Below are 18,244 nucleotides of genomic sequence, written 5' to 3'. Positions count from 1 at the left end.
CCGACAGCGCGCCCGGCCGGATCCGCCGATGTGAACCGGTCATCAGGGTGCTGGCAGCCGCGGATCGCGCACGCGACTGAGGTCGCGGGCGGGCCCGCGACGCCACACCGCCGCCGTCCCTCGTTCGAGGGAGCGGCGGCGGCGTGATCTCCGTCCGACGACCGTCTAGCCGGTCCAGCCCATGGGCATGAGCAGCGACTTCTGCTCACAGAACGCGTCGAGGCCCTCGGGGCCGTTCTCCCTGCCCAGCCCGGAGTTCTTGTACCCGCCGAAGGGGGAGGTCGGGTCGAAGGCGTACCAGTTGATCGCGTAGGTGCCGGTACGCACTCGCGCGGCGATCTCGGCGCCATGCTCGATGTCGGCGGTCCACACCGAGCCGGCCAGACCGTAGACCGAATCGTTGGCGATGTCGACCGCCTCGTCCTCGGTGCTGTAGGGGATGACCGAGAGCACCGGTCCGAAGATCTCCTCCTGCGCGATGGTCGACTTGTTGTCCACATCGGCGAAGATGGTCGGCTCGACGAACCATCCGCGCTCCACGCCTTCGGGCCTGCCGCCGCCGAGCACCAGGCGCGCGCCCTCGGCCTTGCCTGTGGCGATGTAGCCCTCGACCCGCTCGCGCTGGCGCTCGGAGATGAGCGGACCGAAGGTCACGGCGGGATCGGTGGGATCGCCGGTCTTCAGCGTGCGCACGTGCTCGACCAGTGCGTCGGTGATCTCGTCGTAGCGGCCGCGCGGGGCGAGGATGCGGGTCTGGGCGACGCAGCCCTGGCCGCTGTTCAGCAAGCCGGAGAACGCCAGCACCGGGATGTTGGCGAGGTCGAAGTCCTCGAGCAGGATGGCCGCGGACTTGCCGCCCAGTTCGAGGGAGACGCTCTTGAGTTGCTCACCGGCGATGGCGGCGATCCGGCGGCCCACCGGAGTGCTGCCGGTGAAGGTCACCTTGTCCACGCCGGGATGTCCGATCAGGTATTCGGCGACCTCGGCTTCGGCCGGGAGCACGGAGATCACGCCCTCGGGCACGCCCGCCTCGGTGAAGATGTCGGCGACGATATTGGCGCTCAACGGTGTCAAGGGGGAGGGCTTGAGCACGATCGTGCAACCGGCCAGCAAGGCGGGTGCCAATTTGTTCACCGCGAGGAACAGTGGCACGTTCCAGGCGGTGACCGCGGCGACGACGCCGAGCGGCTCACGGCTGACCCGGGTGGTGCCGAACAAGCCGGTGCGGGTCTGTGTCCACGGGAAGGTCTGGGCCAGTGTGGCGAAGGCGTCGAGGGCGGCCGTCGCGGGCAGTTGGTTGAGGGTGATCGCGGCGAGCCCGGTCGCGCCCATCTCCGCGGTCAGTGCCGCCGCCAGCTCGCCCGATTTCTGCTCGATGAGCCGGGCGGCCCTGGTCAGGACCTCGGCGCGCTCGGCGGGCGGGGTGGACGGCCACGGTCCGTGGTCGAAGGCGTGGCGGGCGGCGGCGACGGCCGCGTCGACGTCGGCGCGGGTCACGACGGGGACGCTGCCCACCGGTTCGACCGTGGCCGGTGAGATGACCTGGAGGCGTTCGGAGCCGGCCGGTGCGGTCCAGCGGCCACCGATGAACAAGCTGTCGTAGTGCATGAGAACACGTTACAGTTTTGCCCCCGCTATGTCTGTAACCTGTTTCAGTTTTCCTCCGGCCGCCGGTGCTGACCTGCGTGAATTCCAACCTGTCGGTTCGGTTTTCGCGAGAACGCACTATTGCGAAGTGTTGCCCGGAGGTGGATGCTGTAGCTACTCATAAGCTGGGGAGGACGGGCTATGGCGGTGCATGTGATCGATCGGTCGCTGATGACCAGCGACCGGACCGACCATCAGGCCAAGAGTGTGGGCATCGGAGGATGGGTCGTCTCCTTCCTGCCGGGCCGCACCTTGACCCTCGAACAGGCCACGGCCGCCATGCAGGCAGCCGAGGCGGTGGCGACGGTGGACAGGCTGGCCGGTCAGGTCGGTTTGACGACATTGGAGACCGTGGGACTGGCGATGCGGGAATCGCCGTGGGAGCCGCCGGTTTCCGAGCCGCGTGGGGCGATGCGCAGGCTGGGGTCAGTGCGGCTTCGTCGCCACGACGACCAGATTGCTCACCAATAACTCTCTGACCAGCGGAACGCGGACCAGCCACCAGGCCCAGTGCGGATGGTAACGCGGGAACGTCGCGTGCACGTGCGCGGAGGTCCGCGCGGCCCAGCGGAGTCCGTCGGCGGCGCCCACCGCGAACAGTGATGTCCCGAAGCGATTCTTGGGCTCGCGGCCGTGCTTGCGCCGATACCGCCTGGCGGCGTACTCGCCGCCCAGGTAGTGCCACGGTCCGGTCTCGTGCCCGCCGAAAGGACCCCACCAGAGGGTGTAGGAGAGAACGATCAGACCACCGGGGCGGGTCACCCGCACCATTTCGTCGGCCATCGTCCACGGTTCGGGAACGTGCTCGGCCACGTTGGATGAAAAGCAGATGTCGACGGCATTGTCGCGGAAGGGTAGTGCCATTCCGGAACCGCGCACCGCGGCGGACATGGTCAGCCCGGCCGCGTGCATTTCCGAGGGGTCGGGCTCCACGGGAATGTACCGCGCTCCCGCGCGGGCGAATTCGTCGGCGAAGTACCCGGGGCCGCCGCCGACATCGAGCACGGTCGCGCCGGTGAGATCGGCGCCGGCCAGGTCGGCATAGAAATCGGCGAGCATGGTGGCGCTGTCGGCGGCGATGCCGCCGTAGAAGCGCGCGGGGTCGCTCTGTTCGAAGCGAAAGCTGGTGAGCAGGCCGACGGCGCGGCGCAGGGTCGCACGCTGTGCGAATCGTGCGCGCGACGGCCGCGGTGTCACCGCGCGAGGTGGCGCTTTCTCGGCTCTCAGCACGGCGCCGAGTTTCGCACAACCCGTTACCGGCCTCGCCGCGCGCCCGTGGCGGGCCCGGTCGCCGCGCGCAACCGGACCCGCCCGCCTGGATCAGCCGACGCCGCTGCTGGCACCCGAACCGGTGGAGGCCGAGGTGCCGAGCAGGCCGAGGAGCATTCCCAGCAGGCCGTCGATCTCGACACCCGAACCGGAATCGGCGCCGCCGGTCCTGGTCATCGTTTTCTTCATTGACTTCTCCTCGTTCACATGCGGACCGGCCCACTTCTCGACCGGCCGCCCCCAGAAATCGGGGGGTGTTCGGAGGCTATCGAGCCACGCTGTGAAATGTAAGTGTTTCAGAGAAAATCGGTCGATGGATTCAGCTCCGCGCCGGTCAGCGCATCGCGACTTCCGAAGTGATCCGGGTCTGCGCCGATATCCACCGGTATCGGGTTAGGGTGTAGCCCGATGTCCGAGTGCCCACTGGGCCCGAATCCTGAGAGAAGCTCCACCGTGCGCGAAGTCCTCCTGCTCTGCTGGCGCGACTCCGGGCATCCGCAGGGCGGCGGCAGCGAACGCTATCTGGAACAGGTCGGCGCCCAGCTGGCCGCCCGCGGTGTCAAGGTCACCTTGCGTACCGCCCGATACCCCGGCGCGCCCGCGCGCGAGCGGATCGACGGCATCGAGATCAGCCGCGGCGGTGGCCGCTACACCGTCTACCCCCGGGCCCTGGCCGCCATCCTGCTCGGCCGGATCGGTCTCGGGCCGCTGCGCGGCCTGCGTCCCGACGCGGTCGTCGACACCCAGAACGGCATTCCGTTCTTCGCCACCTTCGCGGCGGGCGCCCCCTCGGTCGTGCTCGTGCACCACGGTCATCGCGAACAGTGGCCGGTCGCCGGCGCGCTGGTCGGCCGGATCGGCTGGTGGATCGAATCGCGGCTGTCCCCGCGCGTACACCGCGACAACCAGTACCTGACCGTCTCGCTGCCCTCGGCCGAGGAGCTGGCGGTTCTGGGCGTCGAGCGCGAACGCATCGCGGTGGTGCGCAACGGCGCCGAGCCGGTCCCCGCGGGCGCGCCCACCGGTTCGGGGCAGACCCGCTCGCCCGAGCCGCGCGCGGTGGTGTTGTCCCGGCTGGTGCCGCACAAGCAGATCGAGGACGCGCTGATCACGGTCGCGCGGCTGCGGGACCGGATCGCCGGTCTGCGCCTGGACGTGGTCGGTGGCGGATGGTGGGAGGAGAACCTGCGGGTCACCGCGCACGAACTCGGCATCGACGACATCGTCTCCTTCCACGGTCACGTGGACGAGACCCGCAAGCACGAGCTGCTGGCGAGCGCCTGGGTGCACATGATGCCCTCGCGCAAGGAAGGCTGGGGCCTGGCCGTCATCGAGGCCGCCCAGCACGGCGTGCCGACCGTCGGCTATCGCAGCTCACGGGGTCTGACCGACTCCATCGTCGACGGTGTGACCGGCATGCTCGTCGACGACGTCGCCCAGCTGACCGATGCTGTCGGCGAACTGCTCACCGACGCCCCGACCCGCGGTGTCATGGGTGAGAAGGCACGGGCTCGCGCGCGGGAGTTCTCCTGGGAGCAGACCGGCGCCGGGGCCTACGAAGTCCTGGCGGCAGTCGCCAGGGGTGAGCGTGTCTCCGGTTTGGTCACCGGACCCGATCAGGGGGATTGACGGATCCGCAGCCGGGTCACCACGGCTGTCAGCGCTCCGCCCACCAGCACGACCGCCCACGCGCCGTGCGCCAGTCCGGCCCACCGGCGCCGCGCCGCCGACGCGGCGTGTTCCTCCGCGGCCACGGACTCGGCGCGCTCGCTGCCGTCCACCGGATCGGGCACTCGGTACAGCGCCAGATCCGTATCGGCGTAGACCTGTTCCAGCCCGGCCAGCGTGACCGCCGAATCCCCGAGCGGACCGGGGGTCGTCCGTTCCACCAGCACCCAGCCGACCCCGCGCGCGGCCAGTTCGCCGGGCGCACCCCCACCCAGCAGCAGCCGCTCGACCTCGCCCGCCCGCATGCCCTCGCCCGCCACCGTGCGACCACGGACCGGCAGCTCACCGGTCTGCAGCACATCGGCGGGCAACATCCGCGGCGCGGGATCGAGCACCGGCGCGCCGCCGCTGTAGGGAAACTTGCGGAACATCCCGCCGGGCAACACCGCGACATCGGCCGCGCCGTGCACCTCGGCGGCAACCCGCTCCCACCCCGGCGGGTACCGCACGGGCCGAATCCGCCCGCCCGCTCCCCAGGCCAGATCCAGCAGCGGAACGACCAGCACGGCGATGAACGCGGCGCCCACCAGCGCGGGCCCCACCGCCGCCCGCCGTTGCCATGCCGCGCTGAGCGCGAGACATCCCGCCGCCGCGCACAGGGCGTAGCCAGGTACCGCCAGCGCGACGTACTTCTGGGTGTCGCGCAGCAGCCCCGCCCCCGGTACGTCGGCGATCAGCCACCCCATCACCGCCAGACCCCACCCGGTCGCCGCCAGCGCGGGCACCACTGTCGCCGCGATCGCCAGCCACAGCAGGGAGCGCCGGACCGCCAGGGCTGGGTCGGCACCGGCCGTGGCCGGGCTCCCGCCCGCCGAGACGACGGCGCGCACTCCCGTCGCGACGACGGTGAGCAGGGCGAGGGTACCGATGACGGCGAGCACGGTGGTCCGCGAATCCGGGACCGCGTCGGCGTTCCAGATTCCGCCCAGGCCCGCGAGGCTGCCGAGAGTGCCCAGGCCGGGTTCGGCGCGCGCGGCGAACGCGCTCGCCCCCGCCGGGTCCGAGGGCTCCGCGCCCGCGCCGGACAACGCCGTGGCCATCAGCCACGGCGCGGAGGCGACCGCCGCGAGGGCCACAGCCGCGGGTGCCCGGCGCAGGCCGATGGTCACGACCGCGGTCGTTCCCGCCAGCAGCGCGCCCGTGGGGGTCAGTCCCGCCGCGGCCAGGCAGGCCGCGAGAGCAGCCCACCGCCCGAGGTTCGCCGCCCGGCTCGTCCGTGCCCGGCTCGGGGGCACGGACGCCGTCCGGTCCGGCGGGCACGACGCGCCGAGGTCGTGTCGTCGCCGGGCGGCGTCACGGATGCGGTAGGCGGCCGAGGCCGTCCAGGGCAGAGCGGCGTAGCCGGTGAGCAGACTCCAATGTCCTTGCAGAAGGCGCTCTGCGACGTAGGGGTTCCACAGGGCGACCGTGACCGCGACCAATTGCGCGGCGAGCGGAACCGCCGCCGTGCCACCGGTGAGCGTCGTGCGCGCGAGCAGGGTGCGGACCAGGAGGGCCGCGCCGTAACCGGCCGACCAGAGGGCGAGCAGCAGGATCGCTTTCACCACCAGGCCGCCGTCGACGATCGCCGAGACGGTCGCGAGCAGCGCGTCCTGCGGGACGGCGCGCGGTGCGGCATCACCGAGGCCGAGCGCGGAATCGGTGAGGTAGGAGCGCGGCGTGCTGACCGCGTCGCGCAGCAGCAGATATCCGGGGCCGAGCAGCGGTCCGGCGATCAGCAGGGTGAGCGCCGCGCTGTAGCCCGCCACCGCGCACCGCTGCCCGCGTTCGCGCCGCCTCGTGCCCTGATCCACGCGGCCACCCTACGGACCTGTCGAACACGACGGGACGGTGCCTCGGCCCCGCGGCGCGGGATACTCAGCGTCGCGGCGGCGTCGATCAGCTCGATCACGACGTGGGGCGGGCACGGGCACGGCCGTCGGCGGCGCGTGTGGAGCGGGCGCTGCGAGGTCCGGCGCGGACGTTCCGACCCTGGTGGCAGGTCGGCGGCGGGGGGACGAGCCAGGCGTATGGCGAGGGTCGACTGGCGAGCCCCGGGCCCCGGGGTGCGACGATTGGCCCATGTCCGTCACCCGCCGTCCCCCGCTCGTGGCGGACATGACTCTGGTGACGGCGGGCGCGATGACCGCCAATGTGGCGGGGTACCTGCTGCAACTGCTGGCCGGGCGCTGGCTCGGCGTCAACGGGTACAGCGAGTTCGCCAGTCTGCTCGCGGTGCAGTTGCTGTGCGCGGTGCCCGCGCTGGCGTTGCAGAACGTGGTGGCGCGCGAATTCGTGCGCGGCGCCCCGGTGGCGGCATTGCGCGTGTTGCAGTGGCGGTGCGCGGCCATCGTCGCGGTGGTCGCACTGGCGCTGATCCCGGTGGTGACGGTGGCCCTCGATGTCGGCGTCCTGGCCTGCGCGGGCGCGCTGGCCGCCGCCCCCGCCCAGGTGCTGCTCACCGGTGAGCAGGGAATTCTGCAGGGCGAGCGGCATTTCCGGTTGCTGGCCGTGGTGCTCGGCGCGGCGGGCATCGCGCGGGTCGTGCCCGCTCTGGCGCTGCTGGCGCTGGCCGCCGGCGCCGGTCCCGCATTGTGGGGGACGGCGTTCGGCTTGGCCACTGCCGCCGCGCTGGCCCGCGCGCTCGCGGGCACGCCGCCGCCTGCTGTGGTGCCCTCATCGGCTGTCGCGCAGCCCCTCGATCCGGCGCCTGTGCCCGCCGATCCGGTCTCCCCGGCCGAATCCGGGCAGGCATCGCGAGCGCGGACCGCGGAACCGAGCGCATCGCCCGGCGCGGCGCCGGGCGTCTCGGCGCCCTCCGCATCGGCATCGGGGCGGCCGCCCGCGGTGGGCGTGTTTCCGGTCCTGCGGGCCGCACAGGTGCAGGCGGCACTGATGGCGATGTCTTCGGCCGATCTGATCGTCGTGCGGATGGTGCTCGACGAGGCTGAGGCGGGACGCTACGCGCTCGGCGCGATCGCCGCGAAGATCGCCTTCTGGTTGCCCGCCGCCGTGGGCGTGGTGCTGTATCCGCGGATGGCGCAGCCTGCGCATTCGGCACGCGCGATTCGCGACGCGCTCGCGGTGCTCTCGGTTCTCGGCGTCGTCGCCGTCCTCGGTGCCGCGCTGGCCGCGCCGCTCGCGCCCCTGTTCGCCGGGCAGGACTACGCGCCCGTCCAGGGTCTGTTGTGGCTGTTCGCCCTGCACGGCGCGATCCTGGCGGTCCTGCAGGGCGCGGTGCTGTCGGCGATCGCCGTCGACCGCACCACCCCCGCCGCGTTGACCTGGATCGGCCTCGCGGTCGAGGTGACGCTCATGGTCCTGTTCGCCCGCACCACTCCCGCGTTGATCGGTACGGCCGTCGCCGTCGCCGCCACCACGACGCTCCTGGTCGTCGTGATCGCCCTGCGCGCCGATGCGGGCAAGCCCGCCGAACGGCCACTGTCAGCCCGCTGACCAGGGCACGGGGGTCAAGTCCCGTCCCGGCTTTCGCGCTCCCCTCACCGACACATGGGTCGGCGGGTACTCGCGTCACCGGCAAGGCGGTCACCGGGGCCGTGCGTCACCCGGCATATCGGTGGTCACGCTGGTGTCGGCCGGTGCGGTGGTCGCCGGTCAGCTCGTCCCGGCACGGTTCGACGGGAGAGTGATGTGCCGGGCGAGCGCGTCCGGTGGGCGTCGACGGCCGACACGCGCGGTCACGATCGATGACTTCCCCGCGGACGACAGCGGCCCCCCGGCCGGGAGACCGGGGGGCCGCTGTCGCGATCGGCGAACGATCAGAGGTTCTTCTTGTCGACGTTGATCTGCTCGGTGGGCGCGTCGTCCGCACCACGGCGCACCGTGCCCTGAGCGGGCGGCGCGGCCGGAGCCGCGGGAGCCGTACGGGACGAGAAGCCCGACCCGCCGCGCGGGCCGAAGCCACCCGCGGAAGCCGAGGCCGGAGCCGACCCGCCGCGGATGCCGAGCAGGATGCCCGCGATCAGGGCGATCACGCCCAGCACGCCGAGCACGATCGGCACGATGCGGCCGAAGGTGTTGAGGGTGTCGATGCTGTCCTTGGCGATCGCCAGCTGCGACTCGATGGTCTCCTCGTTGAACACCAGGTGCGACTGGAGCGCGGTCACATCTTCCTGCTCGGCACTACGGCCGTAGAAGATGTGCAGCGACTCGCCACCGCTGATGACGGTGCCGGTCTGCGGCTCGACGTACAGGTCGCGGACGTTCTTGTAGTAGCGGGTCAGCGTGACCGGGGTGTCGCCACCCTCGAGGCCCCACTTGGCGGCGGGCAGGGTCAGCCGGTTGGTCGGCGCCTTCACCACGTCGTACATGCTGGTGGCCGGGACGGTGTTCTGGAAGTGGTAGACCGTGGTTCCGTTGATCTCGGTCTCTTCCTTGAAGACCGCGGGGTAGGTCGCGCGAGCGTTGAGATCGAAGTACGGGTAGTCCTTCTTCTCCGTGCCGATCGGGAAGCGGTACTGCAGACCCACGTGCTGCACCGGCTCGGTGATGGGCTCACCCTTTTCGTTGGTCGACACCGAGATCGAGCCGTTGGGCTCGGTGGCGACCGGCTCGCCGCTCTTCCGGTCGATGGTGACCCGGTCGACGCTCGCGGTCAGCAGGCCGGTGTCGCCCTGACGGTCGGTGCGACGCAGCGTCTGGCCCGCCTGGACGGTCATCTGGTCGGCGTCGGACGGCTCCTCGACGGTCACGAAGCGCTGCGACAGCAGCGGCACGTTCTCGTCGATCTTGGCCGAGCCCTGCGGAGCGGTCAGCGACTTCGAGTCCAGCACGCGGCTGGGCTCGTCTTCCCGACTGGTCGCGATGGTCGTGATCTCCAGATCGAGGGGAGTCTTGGCCAGCTTTCCGACGGTGTAGGTCGGGATCAGCAGCGCCATGACGATCAGCAACGCGCCGAGACCTACGAGCAGGCAGGCCACCGTCCTTCTGGTACCGGCACTCAGTGCCATGCAAACACTCCTCGTCATAGAACTCAGGTCATTCCAGCCGGTGCCGCGACCGAAGCGCACGACACTCGTGAGCCCCGACACTAACAGCCCGATCGCGTACCATGCGGTTCCGTGGCCGTAATCCGGCAGGAAATCGCTCGAGTCTAGCGCGGAGACCACAAACCCCCCGGTCTCGTTCTGTTGTCCGAGACAGCCACACTGGAGTCCGATGAACACCGCCCCCGCGACCGCTGCCGCGCCCCGACGCTTTCTTCCCGCGCTGGAAGGCATGCGCGGTCTGGCCGCGCTCGGCGTGGTTCTCACCCATGTCGCCTTCCAGACCGGAGCGGCCACGACGCCGGTGCTCGGGCGCATCTGGGGCCGGTTCGACATGGCCGTCGCGGTGTTCTTCGTGCTCTCCGGCTTCCTGCTGTGGCGCCCCCACGCCGCGGCCGCACGCGGCAACGGCACGGCGCCGTCGGTCGGCTACTACCTGCGGCACCGGGCCGCGCGCATCCTGCCCGCCTACTGGGCCGTGGTCTGCGTGGTGCTGATCCTGTTGCCCAATGCCGCGCACACCGCGGGGGTCCGGGTGTGGCTGTCGAATCTGGCGCTGCTGCAGGTGTATGTCCCCTTGACACTGACCGACGGGCTGACCCAGATGTGGAGTCTGGCGGTCGAGGTCGCCTTCTACGTGGTGCTGCCGCTGCTCGCGTTCGCGGTCGTCCGGCTGCGCGGATCGGCCGCGCGGTGGCGGGCGCCGGTGGTGGCCGGGCTGGGCGTGGTGTGCCTGGGCTGGAATTTCCTGCCGGTGCCCACCCCCGACGCCATCAACGCCGACAACTGGCTGCCGGGCTACCTGCCGTGGTTCGCCGGTGGCATGTTGCTGGCCGAACTGGTCGAGGAGCCCGAGCCCGCCCGATCGAGCGGTCTGCGCGCGCGCTGGCGGCGGATCAGCGGCAATCGCGCCCTGATGTGGACCGTGGCGGTGGTCGCCTTCCTGCTCGCGGCCACCGATCTGGCCGGACCCGCCGGCCTGACCCGCGCCGAACCGTGGCAGTACGTCGTGAAGATGGCCCTCGGCGCGATGATCGGCTACGGCCTGATCGCTCCTCTGGTACTCGGCTCGGCCCGGCACCGCTGGCTGGAATCGCCCCTGGCGGCAACGATCGGACGCTGGTCGTACGGCATCTTCCTGTGGCACCTCGCGGTGCTGTCGATCGTGTTCCCCGTCTTCGGCATCCTGCCCTTCTCCGGCGATTTCGTCTGGGTGCTGATCCTCACCGTGGCCCTGACCCTGCCGGTCGCGGCCGCGAGTTACGCGCTGATCGAAGAGCCGGCGCGTCTGCTCGCCCGGCGGATGGACCGGCGCCACCGGCCGTCCGACCGTGCCGCCGCGCCCCGCGCCGAGGCAGCGCCCGGCGACGACTCGACCGGGCAGCGCCCGGCGGACATCAGCTCACCCGCGCCGCGGCGGTAGCGCCGCGAGACCGACGGCGACGACCGCGATCAGCGCGGGCAGCTGTACCCACAGCGAACCGCCCAGGTAGCCCTCCGCGGAGCGCCACGGACCGGTGGAGAGAGCGGCGGCCGAGACGGCCGTGAAGATTCCGGCGACGCCGGCGAGTACCGCCGAGGTGCGCGCCGGGGCCAGGCGCGTCGCCAGTAGACCGGCGGCGGTGAATGCGGCGCCGACCGCGCCCGCGATGACGGTGGCCGCGGCGAGCAGGCCGATCGCGCCGAGAACGCGGTTCGACCACGGTCGCGGGGCGGGACCCACCTGCTCCCCGGCGCGGCTTCGACGTGGAATCGCCAACGCCGACAAAGGAATAAGGAGAAGAAGGCCGCCGAAGACGCCGAGGCGGTACCAGCGGTCGACGGGGAAGGAGACCGTGATCGGACCGGCCGCGTCGGCGGGAAGCAGCCAGGCCTGCTGCCAGCCGTCGACGACCACCGGCTTCAACTCGTCGCCGTCCGCCGTGTGCGCCTGCCAGCCGATATTGGTGCTGAGCGGGAGAACGAGAAGCTTGTCGTCGGAGGCGATTTCGACCCGCGCCAGCTCGACAAGGCCCGGATCGACATCGGTGCGGGCGAGCTGTAGCCGGTCGACGCTGAACATCTCGGTGGGGGAGACGACGACCTCGGGCTGCCCCGGCAACACCGTGAACTCCTGCGAGGCTTCGTCTTCGGGCGAGGACGCACCGGAATCCGACACTCCGGGGTCGCCGGAACCCGGTCCCTGTGCATCGTTCGCGCCCGCGCCGGTTCCGTCGTCACCGGACTCGCCCGCCTCGGCATCGGTGCCGTCGGGCACCCCCGCGCCGGATGCGTCGCCACCGGATCCATCGGCGCCGGTGTCGCCCTCGCCCGCACCGTATCCGCCCGCGCCGGGCTCGGTCTCCGCACCGGCCTGTCCCGCGCACACCGTCGCGGTCACCGGTGCGCCGGAGAGCAATTCGCGAGCCGTCGCGGTGAGGGTGGTCCGCACCGTGCGACCGGCCAGGGCCACGGTCGGTCCGTCCGCGCACGCGACGGTGAGCAGTCGCTCCGGCGCCGCGGGCGCCGGGTACCGCGGGCCGAGCACTTCGATCTCGGCGAGGCCGGGCGGCTGGGTCTGCGCGAAACCGAGCTCGGTCCGGTCCAGCACCGTCTTCCAGCTGTGGATGCTGATCTCGAAGCGGTCGGTGACCGTGGGGTGCAGCTCCACCCGGGCGGGTGTGCCTGGCTCGCGGTCGGTGTCCAGCGTGCGCACCTGCGGTCCGTCGCCGAGGTTCACCGTCACCGCGGTCGGCTCGGCGGGCAGGCTGCCGAGCGAGGTGGTGAGGTCGAGGCCGGTGACCAGGGCGGGCTCGGGCAGCTCGACGGTGAGAGTCGGCTTCCCGGCCGCGACGGTGCGCACCGAATCCTCGGGGGCGATCCAGGCCGTGTGCAGGTCGCCGTCGGTGGCGGCGAAGGCGGAGCCGCGCAGGTCGCCGACATCGGCGCGGCCGCGGGCGATCGGTCTGTCCGGGTCGGTGAGCAGCGCCTCCAATGCGGGGCCCTGCCTGGTGCGCACGGTCAATTCGGGAACCAGCGTCATCGGTTCGGGCACGGCCAGGGTGCGGGCGAAGGCGCCGGGTTCCTCGGGGGCCAGGGCCATGCTCTTGCTGCACCGCACCCGGTCGGGGCCGTCGAAACAGGCGCTGCGGCCGGGGAATTCCTGCCCGAGATCCCAGCCGAGCACCTGCCCGTCGCCGGGGACGGGGGGCAGCACGGTGTGGTGGCGGATGTCCACGGTGCGCGGGTTGTCGCGGTCGGTGTAGTCGTCGAGGGCGAGCTCGCTGATGCCGAATTGCCCGCCCGCGGAACCGCGTTCGGTGCGCAGGGCGGTGATGATCAGCCATTCGGTGCGGCCGGGCGGCAGCGACAGCGCCACCGGCTTGCCCGGGCCGGGGATCCGGGTGGACACGCTGCCGTTCTCGGTGCGCGCCTCCACCCATTTCACCGGGTCGCCGATGGCCGCGCCGCTGGTGGTCAGCCGCAGCAGGCCGTTGGACACCGGTTCGTCGAGGTCCAGTCGCAGCCATTGACCGACGGCGATCTCGGTGCCGTTGCTGATCCATGCCGTCGAGGGATCGCCGTCCACGGCCGCCGCGGTGGAACTGCCGGGGGCGGCCCCGCCGAGCTGGGTGGCGTCGGCGGCTGAACTGGAGGCGGTGAGGGTGGCGCCGGACCAGGCGCCCTGCACCAGGTCCGCGCCGTCCACCGGGTAGTCGGGTACGAGGTTGTGGGTGCGGCGCTCGTCGCCGGGCGCGCGCAGCGCGGAGTTGTGATTGTCGACCCGGCCGAAATCGGCTTCCCGGTCCATCGGGGTGTCGGTCACGGTGACCGGGCCGACGGGCAGTCCGGCGCGTTCGGCGTCGGCGGCCAGCAGACTCGGCCCGGCGACGCCCTCGCCGCGATTGCGGCGCTCGAGCGCCTCGGGTCCGCCCTGCACGACGGGCACCGATGCCAGCGGCACGGTGTAGGCGCCGGGGAAGGATTCGGGCGCGCCGGCGCCCGAGCGCACCGTGGTGTCCTCGATGCCGGGCGCGCGCGGTGCTTCGACGCGATAGATCTCGATCGCGGGATAGGGGGGCCGCAGGTCGCCGTCGACCACCAGATCCTCGGCGAGCACCGAACTCTCGATCGGTCCGCCGAATCCGGCGACCTTGGTCAATCCGGGCGAGCCCTCGATCGCTTGGTGCGCCAGCATCGGCCTGGTCGAGCGCGAGGTCTCCGGGTCGAGGTCGTTGCGCAGCACCAGCACGCCGATGCCCTGGTCGGCCAGGGTCGCGGCGAGCCCGGCCGAGGGGCGGCCGTCGGCGATGAGCCGCTGCACCGAGTCCATCGCGCGGATGGTGCCCGGCGGGTTCAACGGCACCGAGTCGCGCACCGCCCACGGCGTGCTCGCCAGCGCCTGCAACGGTTCGTCGCGGGTCAGGCCCCACACCTGAGAGCCGAACGGGGCGCCCGGGACGATGAGCGCGCGCGTGTCGGCGGCGTTCTCGGCCAGCCAGTCGGCGGTGTCGTGCCAGTATCCGGGCACGGCCTCGTAGGCGCCGCGCGGGGCGAGCTTCGCGGTCCAGGCCAGCGAGGTCGACAGCGCCAGAGCGGTCAGGACGAGCGCGGTCACCGCCACCAGACGATCGCGTTCGGGCCGGGCGAACGCCGCCAGCGACTGCCGCCACGGCACCGAGACCGGCAGCGGGACCCGTGCGATCAGCTGCGCCAGCCCGAGCACCAGCGGGATGCGGATCAGCGGCTCGAGCTTGTGCACATTGCGCAGTGGCGCGCCGGTCGAGTCGAGGAACAGCCGCACCGACTCGGCGAACGGTCCGCTCAACTCGCCGACGAAACCGGCACAGATACCGACCAGCCCGACGATCAGGATCAGGCTCAGCCGTCCACGATGCGGCATCGAACGCATCGCCAGCCCGGCCATGCCCGCCGCGGCGATCAGACCGGTCGCCAGCACCGCGGCGGGCTGGGTGACCAGCACCGCGCCCGCGATGCGCTCGGGGGAGACGAAGGGGGTCCAGCTGTCGGTGCCGCGCAGCACCTCGGCCAGCGAGGCCCACTGCGTGGTGACGCCGGAGGATTCGATGTAGTCCAGGAACGGCGGGCTCACCTTGCCCAGCAGCAGCAGCGGCACCGCCCACCACAGCGTGGCCAGCAGCAACAGCGGCACCCAGGCCAGCGTGAACCGCCACCAGCGCCGGTTCGGCCGATAGGAGGCCCACCACAGCAGGGCGGGCAGGAACGCCGCGACCGTGGCGACCGCGTTCACCGCCCCCATCAGCGCGAGCGCCAGCGCACTGCCCGCGGGCGACGCCGCACCGCCTCGGCGGCGCTCGCGATACGCGTTGCCGAGCGCCGCGGGGGCGATCAGCACCCACGGCGCGAGCACCATCGGCAGCGTCTCCGACGAGATCGAGCCGAGGGTGGTGAGGACCCGGGGGGAGAGCGTGAACGCGACCGCCGCCACGACCCGCGACCCCCGGCTTCCGATACCGAGGGTCTCGCAGAGCCGGATGATGCCCCAGAACCCGGCGAGCAGCAGCAGCGCCCACCAGATCCGCTGTGTCACCCACGCGGGCAGGCCGAGCAGGTCGCCGAGGGAGAAGAAGGACCCGTGCGGGAAGAAATACCCGTACGCCTGGTTCTGGACCTGGCCCATGGGGGCCTGGCTGCTCCACAGATGCGAGGCGCGGTCGAGGAAACCCAGCGGATTCTGCGCCAGGTCGTATTTCGTGTCGGCGACCGTGTGGCCGGGCGCCTGCAGGAAGGACAGCAGGAACGCCGCGACCACGGTCCCGGCGAACCAGCGTCTACCGAGCGGCGCGGACTCGGGAGAGGCGGGTGCCTCGCCCCGGTCCGCGCCTGGGGTGCCGAGCGAGTCGGCGGGTGAAGCGGAGGTCAGCGGATCAGCGGCTGCCGTACTCAACGCTGTTCAGCAGCGAGGAGTCGGCGTCGCCGCTGCGGTCGATGTCCGGGCGCGTGTCCTGCGAGACGGCCGCGGTGATTCCGAAGACCGCGATAGCACCGATCACGGCGCCGGCGACAGCACTCGCAATCCCGGGAACAGCAAACTTCATCGCGGTACTCCAATACGTCGTGACAGGCACATTTCGGGTCAACCTACCGCATGAACGGCCCGGAACGTGCGGAAGGTGCGCACAGAGATGATCAGTGTGGCGGTGTCGGGCAGTCCAGACCGCCCAGGAAGGTGCGTAGTTTGGCGGTCGTCTCGTCGAGTTCTTCCTGCGGCTGCGACGCCGCGACGATGCCACCGCCCGCGTAGGCCCGCAACGAACGGCGGTCGGCGGACAACTCGGCGCAGCGGATCGCCACCAGCCACGCGCCGTCGCCGCGGTCGTCGCACCAGCCGACCGCGCCGCCGTAGAACCCGCGATCGCCCTCGTCCCTGGTGATGGCCTCCAGCGCGGCCGCGGTCGGCGTCCCGCACACGGCCGGGGTGGGGTGCAGCAGCACCGCCAGGTCGAGCGCCGTCGGGGCGGGATCGCGCAGGGTGGCGGTTATCGGTGTGGCGAGGTGCCAGACATCGTGCGTCCCGATCAGCCGCGGCGCGTCGGGGATGACGAGCTGCGTGCACAGCGGGCTCAGGATGTCGCGGATCCACTCGATGACGTAGGAGTGCTCTTCTCGGTTCTTGGCACTGGCCAGCAGAGTTTCCGCTTGCTCCGCGTCCGCCGCGCGGTCGGGCGAGCGCGGCATACTGCCTGCCAGCGGACGCAGGGTGACGGTTCTGCCCCGTTTCGCCACCAGCAGTTCCGGCGTGGCGCCGATGAGGGTGGCGCCGACGCGCCCCGACGGGCTCAGATCCGCGGCGAAGACGTTCGCCGCCGGATGCCGGGTGGCCAGTCGCGCGGCCACCGACTCGGGCTCGAGTTCGGCATCGGCTTCGGCCAGGACCGACCGCGCCGCGACGACCTTGCGCAGCTCCGTCTCCGGATCCTCCAGTTGCTCCACCAGCTTCTTCACCCGCGCGAGGTGCTCGTCCACGCCGGGCAGCTCGCTGACCACCCGTACCGGGGGCAGTGCGGTCGGGGGCGGTTGCCAGCGGCCCGGCGTCCGCGTCCACCGTTTGGGTGACATGAGCGCGGCGCGCTGCCGAGGGTCGAAAGGCAACGCGCCCACCACGATCTGCGCCCCCTCCCCGCGCAGCGCCGTCCGCGCCGCGGTCACGGAGTCGAAGGCCGCGCGCACGCCGTGGGCGCGCAGCACACCCTCGGGCTGGGCGAGCAAGAAGTCGGTCATGATTCCTCGACGATAGCTGCGGTGCGCGCGGGCCGGTGCGGGCCGTGATCGACCCCACCGCGGGCCCGCCACCGGCCACGCAGTGTGTCGGCCTTTCGCCGCCGTCCGGTTCTCGCCGCTCAGCTCGCATCGCCGCCCGCCGACGGGCGCTTACGAATGATGTCGAGTCGGGCGATGGGCTGCTCCGAGGCGGGGGCCGATGGTGACGTCGGCGGCGATGGGGTGAGGCGGTGTCGGCGGCGATGGTGGCGAAGGCGACGTCGGCCGGGGCGTCCAGCTCGTGGGTGACGACTTCGATGCGTGCCCTTCCTGCGCAGGTCGCGGCCTTCACGCCTGCGCGGTGCGGGGTCCGCGCGCCCAGTTCGGCATCCAGATCCGGCCGGGCACCTCCGCGCGTGTGCGCGCCAGATACCCGCGCAGCGCCGCCAGCGACGGATGCCGATCGTCGGTCCGGAACAGCAGTGAATGGGGGTAGACAGGAATCGGGTCGACGAGCGGTATCCGTCGCAGGTCGTGTGTGGCGGGCCAGGTGTGGTGGTCGCCCGCGCCGACCAGCGTGGCCAGCGACGGGTCGGTCGCCACGGCGTCCATCAGGGCGTCGCTGCCGAAATTCGGGCCGACGGCATCGATGCGTAGATCGAAGGCCTCGGTCAGATCGTCGTAGTAGGCCGACCATTCGGTATCGCGCCGGATGCCGGGAATCCAGAGCCGATGTCCGCGCAGCTGTTCCGGGCGTAGCGACCGCGCGTACGCGAGCGGATGACCCGGGCCGGTGAGCAGTTGCAGAGGATCGTCGAGCACCGGCACGGCGGTGATGCCGTCGAGGAGATCACCGGCCGACACGGCACGGAAGGTCGCGTCGATCTCCCCGGCCGCCAGCGCCGCCACCGCGCGCGCCGCGTTCGCTTCCGGCAGGGACACCACCTCCAGAGCCGCGTGCGGGTGCGCGGTGAAGAAGTCGCGGAGCGCGAGCGCGCAGGCGAAACGACGATTGAGCACGTCGACCCGCAGCGCCCGCCCGCCGGGTCGCACCGCGGCCGCCGCCCGCTCCACCGCGCGCAACACGGCGCGGGCGTGCGGCAAAAACGCCTGCCCGTCGGCGGTGAGCCCGGCTCCGCGGGCGGTCCGGGCGAACAGGGAAACACCCAGGGCGCGTTCCAGTTTCGCGATCCGCTTGGACACCGCCTGCTGGGTGACGCGCAGGTCCGCGGCCGCTTCCTGGAACTGCCCGCTCTCGGCGACGGCGACGAAGGTGCGCACGGCTTCGACATCCACCGTCGGATCCTACGAACGCACAACGCGCGGTTGTGGCTCGCCGAGGCGGTCGTTGTTGGATCCGGCGTCCCGTCTTCTGGTGCACTCCTGGCCGTCGA

13 protein-coding genes are annotated in these 18,244 nt (G+C 71.8%); 4 read left to right on the top strand and 9 right to left on the bottom strand.

The features are described from left to right. Window positions 1-165: 165 nt before the first annotated feature. On the bottom strand, window positions 166-1,608 hold the full coding sequence (locus IU449_RS18765; protein ID WP_195003420.1) for an aldehyde dehydrogenase: 1,443 nt from the start codon (window positions 1,606-1,608) through the stop codon (window positions 166-168). Between the two features lie 180 nt (window positions 1,609-1,788). On the opposite strand from IU449_RS18765, the gene IU449_RS18760 reads away from it, so the two are divergent. After that, complete coding sequence (locus tag IU449_RS18760) at window positions 1,789-2,118, top strand: hypothetical protein (protein WP_228805175.1); 330 nt, start codon at window positions 1,789-1,791, stop codon at window positions 2,116-2,118. On the opposite strand, the gene IU449_RS18755 is transcribed toward IU449_RS18760, so the two are convergent. Then, window positions 2,074-2,877 (bottom strand): class I SAM-dependent methyltransferase, encoded by an 804-nt coding sequence (locus IU449_RS18755; protein WP_324188316.1) that lies wholly within the window; start codon window positions 2,875-2,877, stop codon window positions 2,074-2,076. The two genes, IU449_RS18760 and IU449_RS18755, sit on opposite strands and share 45 nt — an antisense overlap. Before the next feature lie 90 nt (window positions 2,878-2,967). After that, complete coding sequence (locus IU449_RS18750; protein ID WP_195003419.1) at window positions 2,968-3,105, bottom strand: hypothetical protein; 138 nt, start codon at window positions 3,103-3,105, stop codon at window positions 2,968-2,970. A 264-nt stretch (window positions 3,106-3,369) separates the two neighbouring features. Between IU449_RS18750 and IU449_RS18745 the strand changes: the two genes are divergently transcribed. Then, the gene (locus tag IU449_RS18745; RefSeq protein WP_195003418.1) at window positions 3,370-4,545 is read left to right on the top strand and encodes a glycosyltransferase family 4 protein; all 1,176 of its coding nucleotides are present in this window, start codon (window positions 3,370-3,372) and stop codon (window positions 4,543-4,545) included. Here IU449_RS18745 and IU449_RS18740 read toward each other — a convergent pair. Beyond that, the gene (locus tag IU449_RS18740; RefSeq protein ID WP_416382190.1) at window positions 4,533-6,437 is read right to left on the bottom strand and encodes a hypothetical protein; all 1,905 of its coding nucleotides are present in this window, start codon (window positions 6,435-6,437) and stop codon (window positions 4,533-4,535) included. The genes IU449_RS18745 and IU449_RS18740 overlap by 13 nt on opposite strands. 268 nt (window positions 6,438-6,705) lie before the next feature. Here IU449_RS18740 and IU449_RS18735 point away from each other — a divergent pair, with 268 nt between their 5' ends. Beyond that, entirely contained in the window at window positions 6,706-8,079 is a 1,374-nt protein-coding gene (locus tag IU449_RS18735; protein WP_195003417.1) for a polysaccharide biosynthesis protein, read from the top strand. A 323-nt stretch (window positions 8,080-8,402) separates the two neighbouring features. Here the strand turns inward: IU449_RS18735 and IU449_RS18730 are convergent, their stop codons facing one another. After that, entirely contained in the window at window positions 8,403-9,593 is a 1,191-nt protein-coding gene (locus IU449_RS18730; RefSeq protein WP_195003416.1) for a DUF3068 domain-containing protein, read from the bottom strand. A gap of 208 nt (window positions 9,594-9,801) precedes the next feature. Here IU449_RS18730 and IU449_RS18725 point away from each other — a divergent pair, with 208 nt between their 5' ends. Further along, a complete protein-coding gene (locus tag IU449_RS18725; protein WP_195003415.1) occupies window positions 9,802-11,052 on the top strand; it encodes an acyltransferase family protein in 1,251 nt (416 codons plus the stop codon). Here IU449_RS18725 and IU449_RS18720 read toward each other — a convergent pair. The 4 genes from IU449_RS18720 to IU449_RS18705 form a co-directional block, all read right to left on the bottom strand. After that, window positions 11,032-15,513: an alpha-(1->3)-arabinofuranosyltransferase domain-containing protein gene (locus tag IU449_RS18720; RefSeq protein WP_416382197.1), complete on the bottom strand. Its 4,482-nt coding sequence runs from the start codon at window positions 15,511-15,513 to the stop codon at window positions 11,032-11,034. The genes IU449_RS18725 and IU449_RS18720 overlap by 21 nt on opposite strands. 4 nt (window positions 15,514-15,517) lie before the next feature. Next, a complete protein-coding gene (locus tag IU449_RS18715) occupies window positions 15,518-15,688 on the bottom strand; it encodes a DUF2613 domain-containing protein (protein WP_195003734.1) in 171 nt (56 codons plus the stop codon). Between the two features lie 91 nt (window positions 15,689-15,779). Next, window positions 15,780-16,871: an isochorismate synthase gene (locus IU449_RS18710; protein ID WP_195003413.1), complete on the bottom strand. Its 1,092-nt coding sequence runs from the start codon at window positions 16,869-16,871 to the stop codon at window positions 15,780-15,782. A 327-nt stretch (window positions 16,872-17,198) separates the two neighbouring features. Then, entirely contained in the window at window positions 17,199-18,146 is a 948-nt protein-coding gene (locus IU449_RS18705; protein WP_195003412.1) for a LysR family transcriptional regulator, read from the bottom strand. Window positions 18,147-18,244: the final 98 nt, after the last annotated feature.

It is taken from the genome of Nocardia higoensis, from assembly GCF_015477835.1.
Lineage (GTDB): Bacteria > Actinomycetota > Actinomycetes > Mycobacteriales > Mycobacteriaceae > Nocardia > Nocardia higoensis_A.
The sequence above is the reverse complement of the archived record's forward strand: the minus strand, read 5'-3'. Positions and strand labels throughout refer to the sequence as shown.

Coding starts and splice junctions, on each gene's coding strand:
- IU449_RS18735 (WP_195003417.1), top strand. CDS start 6,706: ATGTCCGTCACCCGCCGTCCCCCGCTCGTGGCGGACATGACTCTGGTG.
- IU449_RS18725 (WP_195003415.1), top strand. CDS start 9,802: ATGAACACCGCCCCCGCGACCGCTGCCGCGCCCCGACGCTTTCTTCCC.
- IU449_RS18750 (WP_195003419.1), bottom strand. CDS start 3,105: ATGAAGAAAACGATGACCAGGACCGGCGGCGCCGATTCCGGTTCGGGT.
- IU449_RS18760 (WP_228805175.1), top strand. CDS start 1,789: ATGGCGGTGCATGTGATCGATCGGTCGCTGATGACCAGCGACCGGACC.
- IU449_RS18765 (WP_195003420.1), bottom strand. CDS start 1,608: ATGCACTACGACAGCTTGTTCATCGGTGGCCGCTGGACCGCACCGGCC.
- IU449_RS18715 (WP_195003734.1), bottom strand. CDS start 15,688: ATGAAGTTTGCTGTTCCCGGGATTGCGAGTGCTGTCGCCGGCGCCGTG.
- IU449_RS18710 (WP_195003413.1), bottom strand. CDS start 16,871: ATGACCGACTTCTTGCTCGCCCAGCCCGAGGGTGTGCTGCGCGCCCAC.
- IU449_RS18730 (WP_195003416.1), bottom strand. CDS start 9,593: ATGGCACTGAGTGCCGGTACCAGAAGGACGGTGGCCTGCCTGCTCGTA.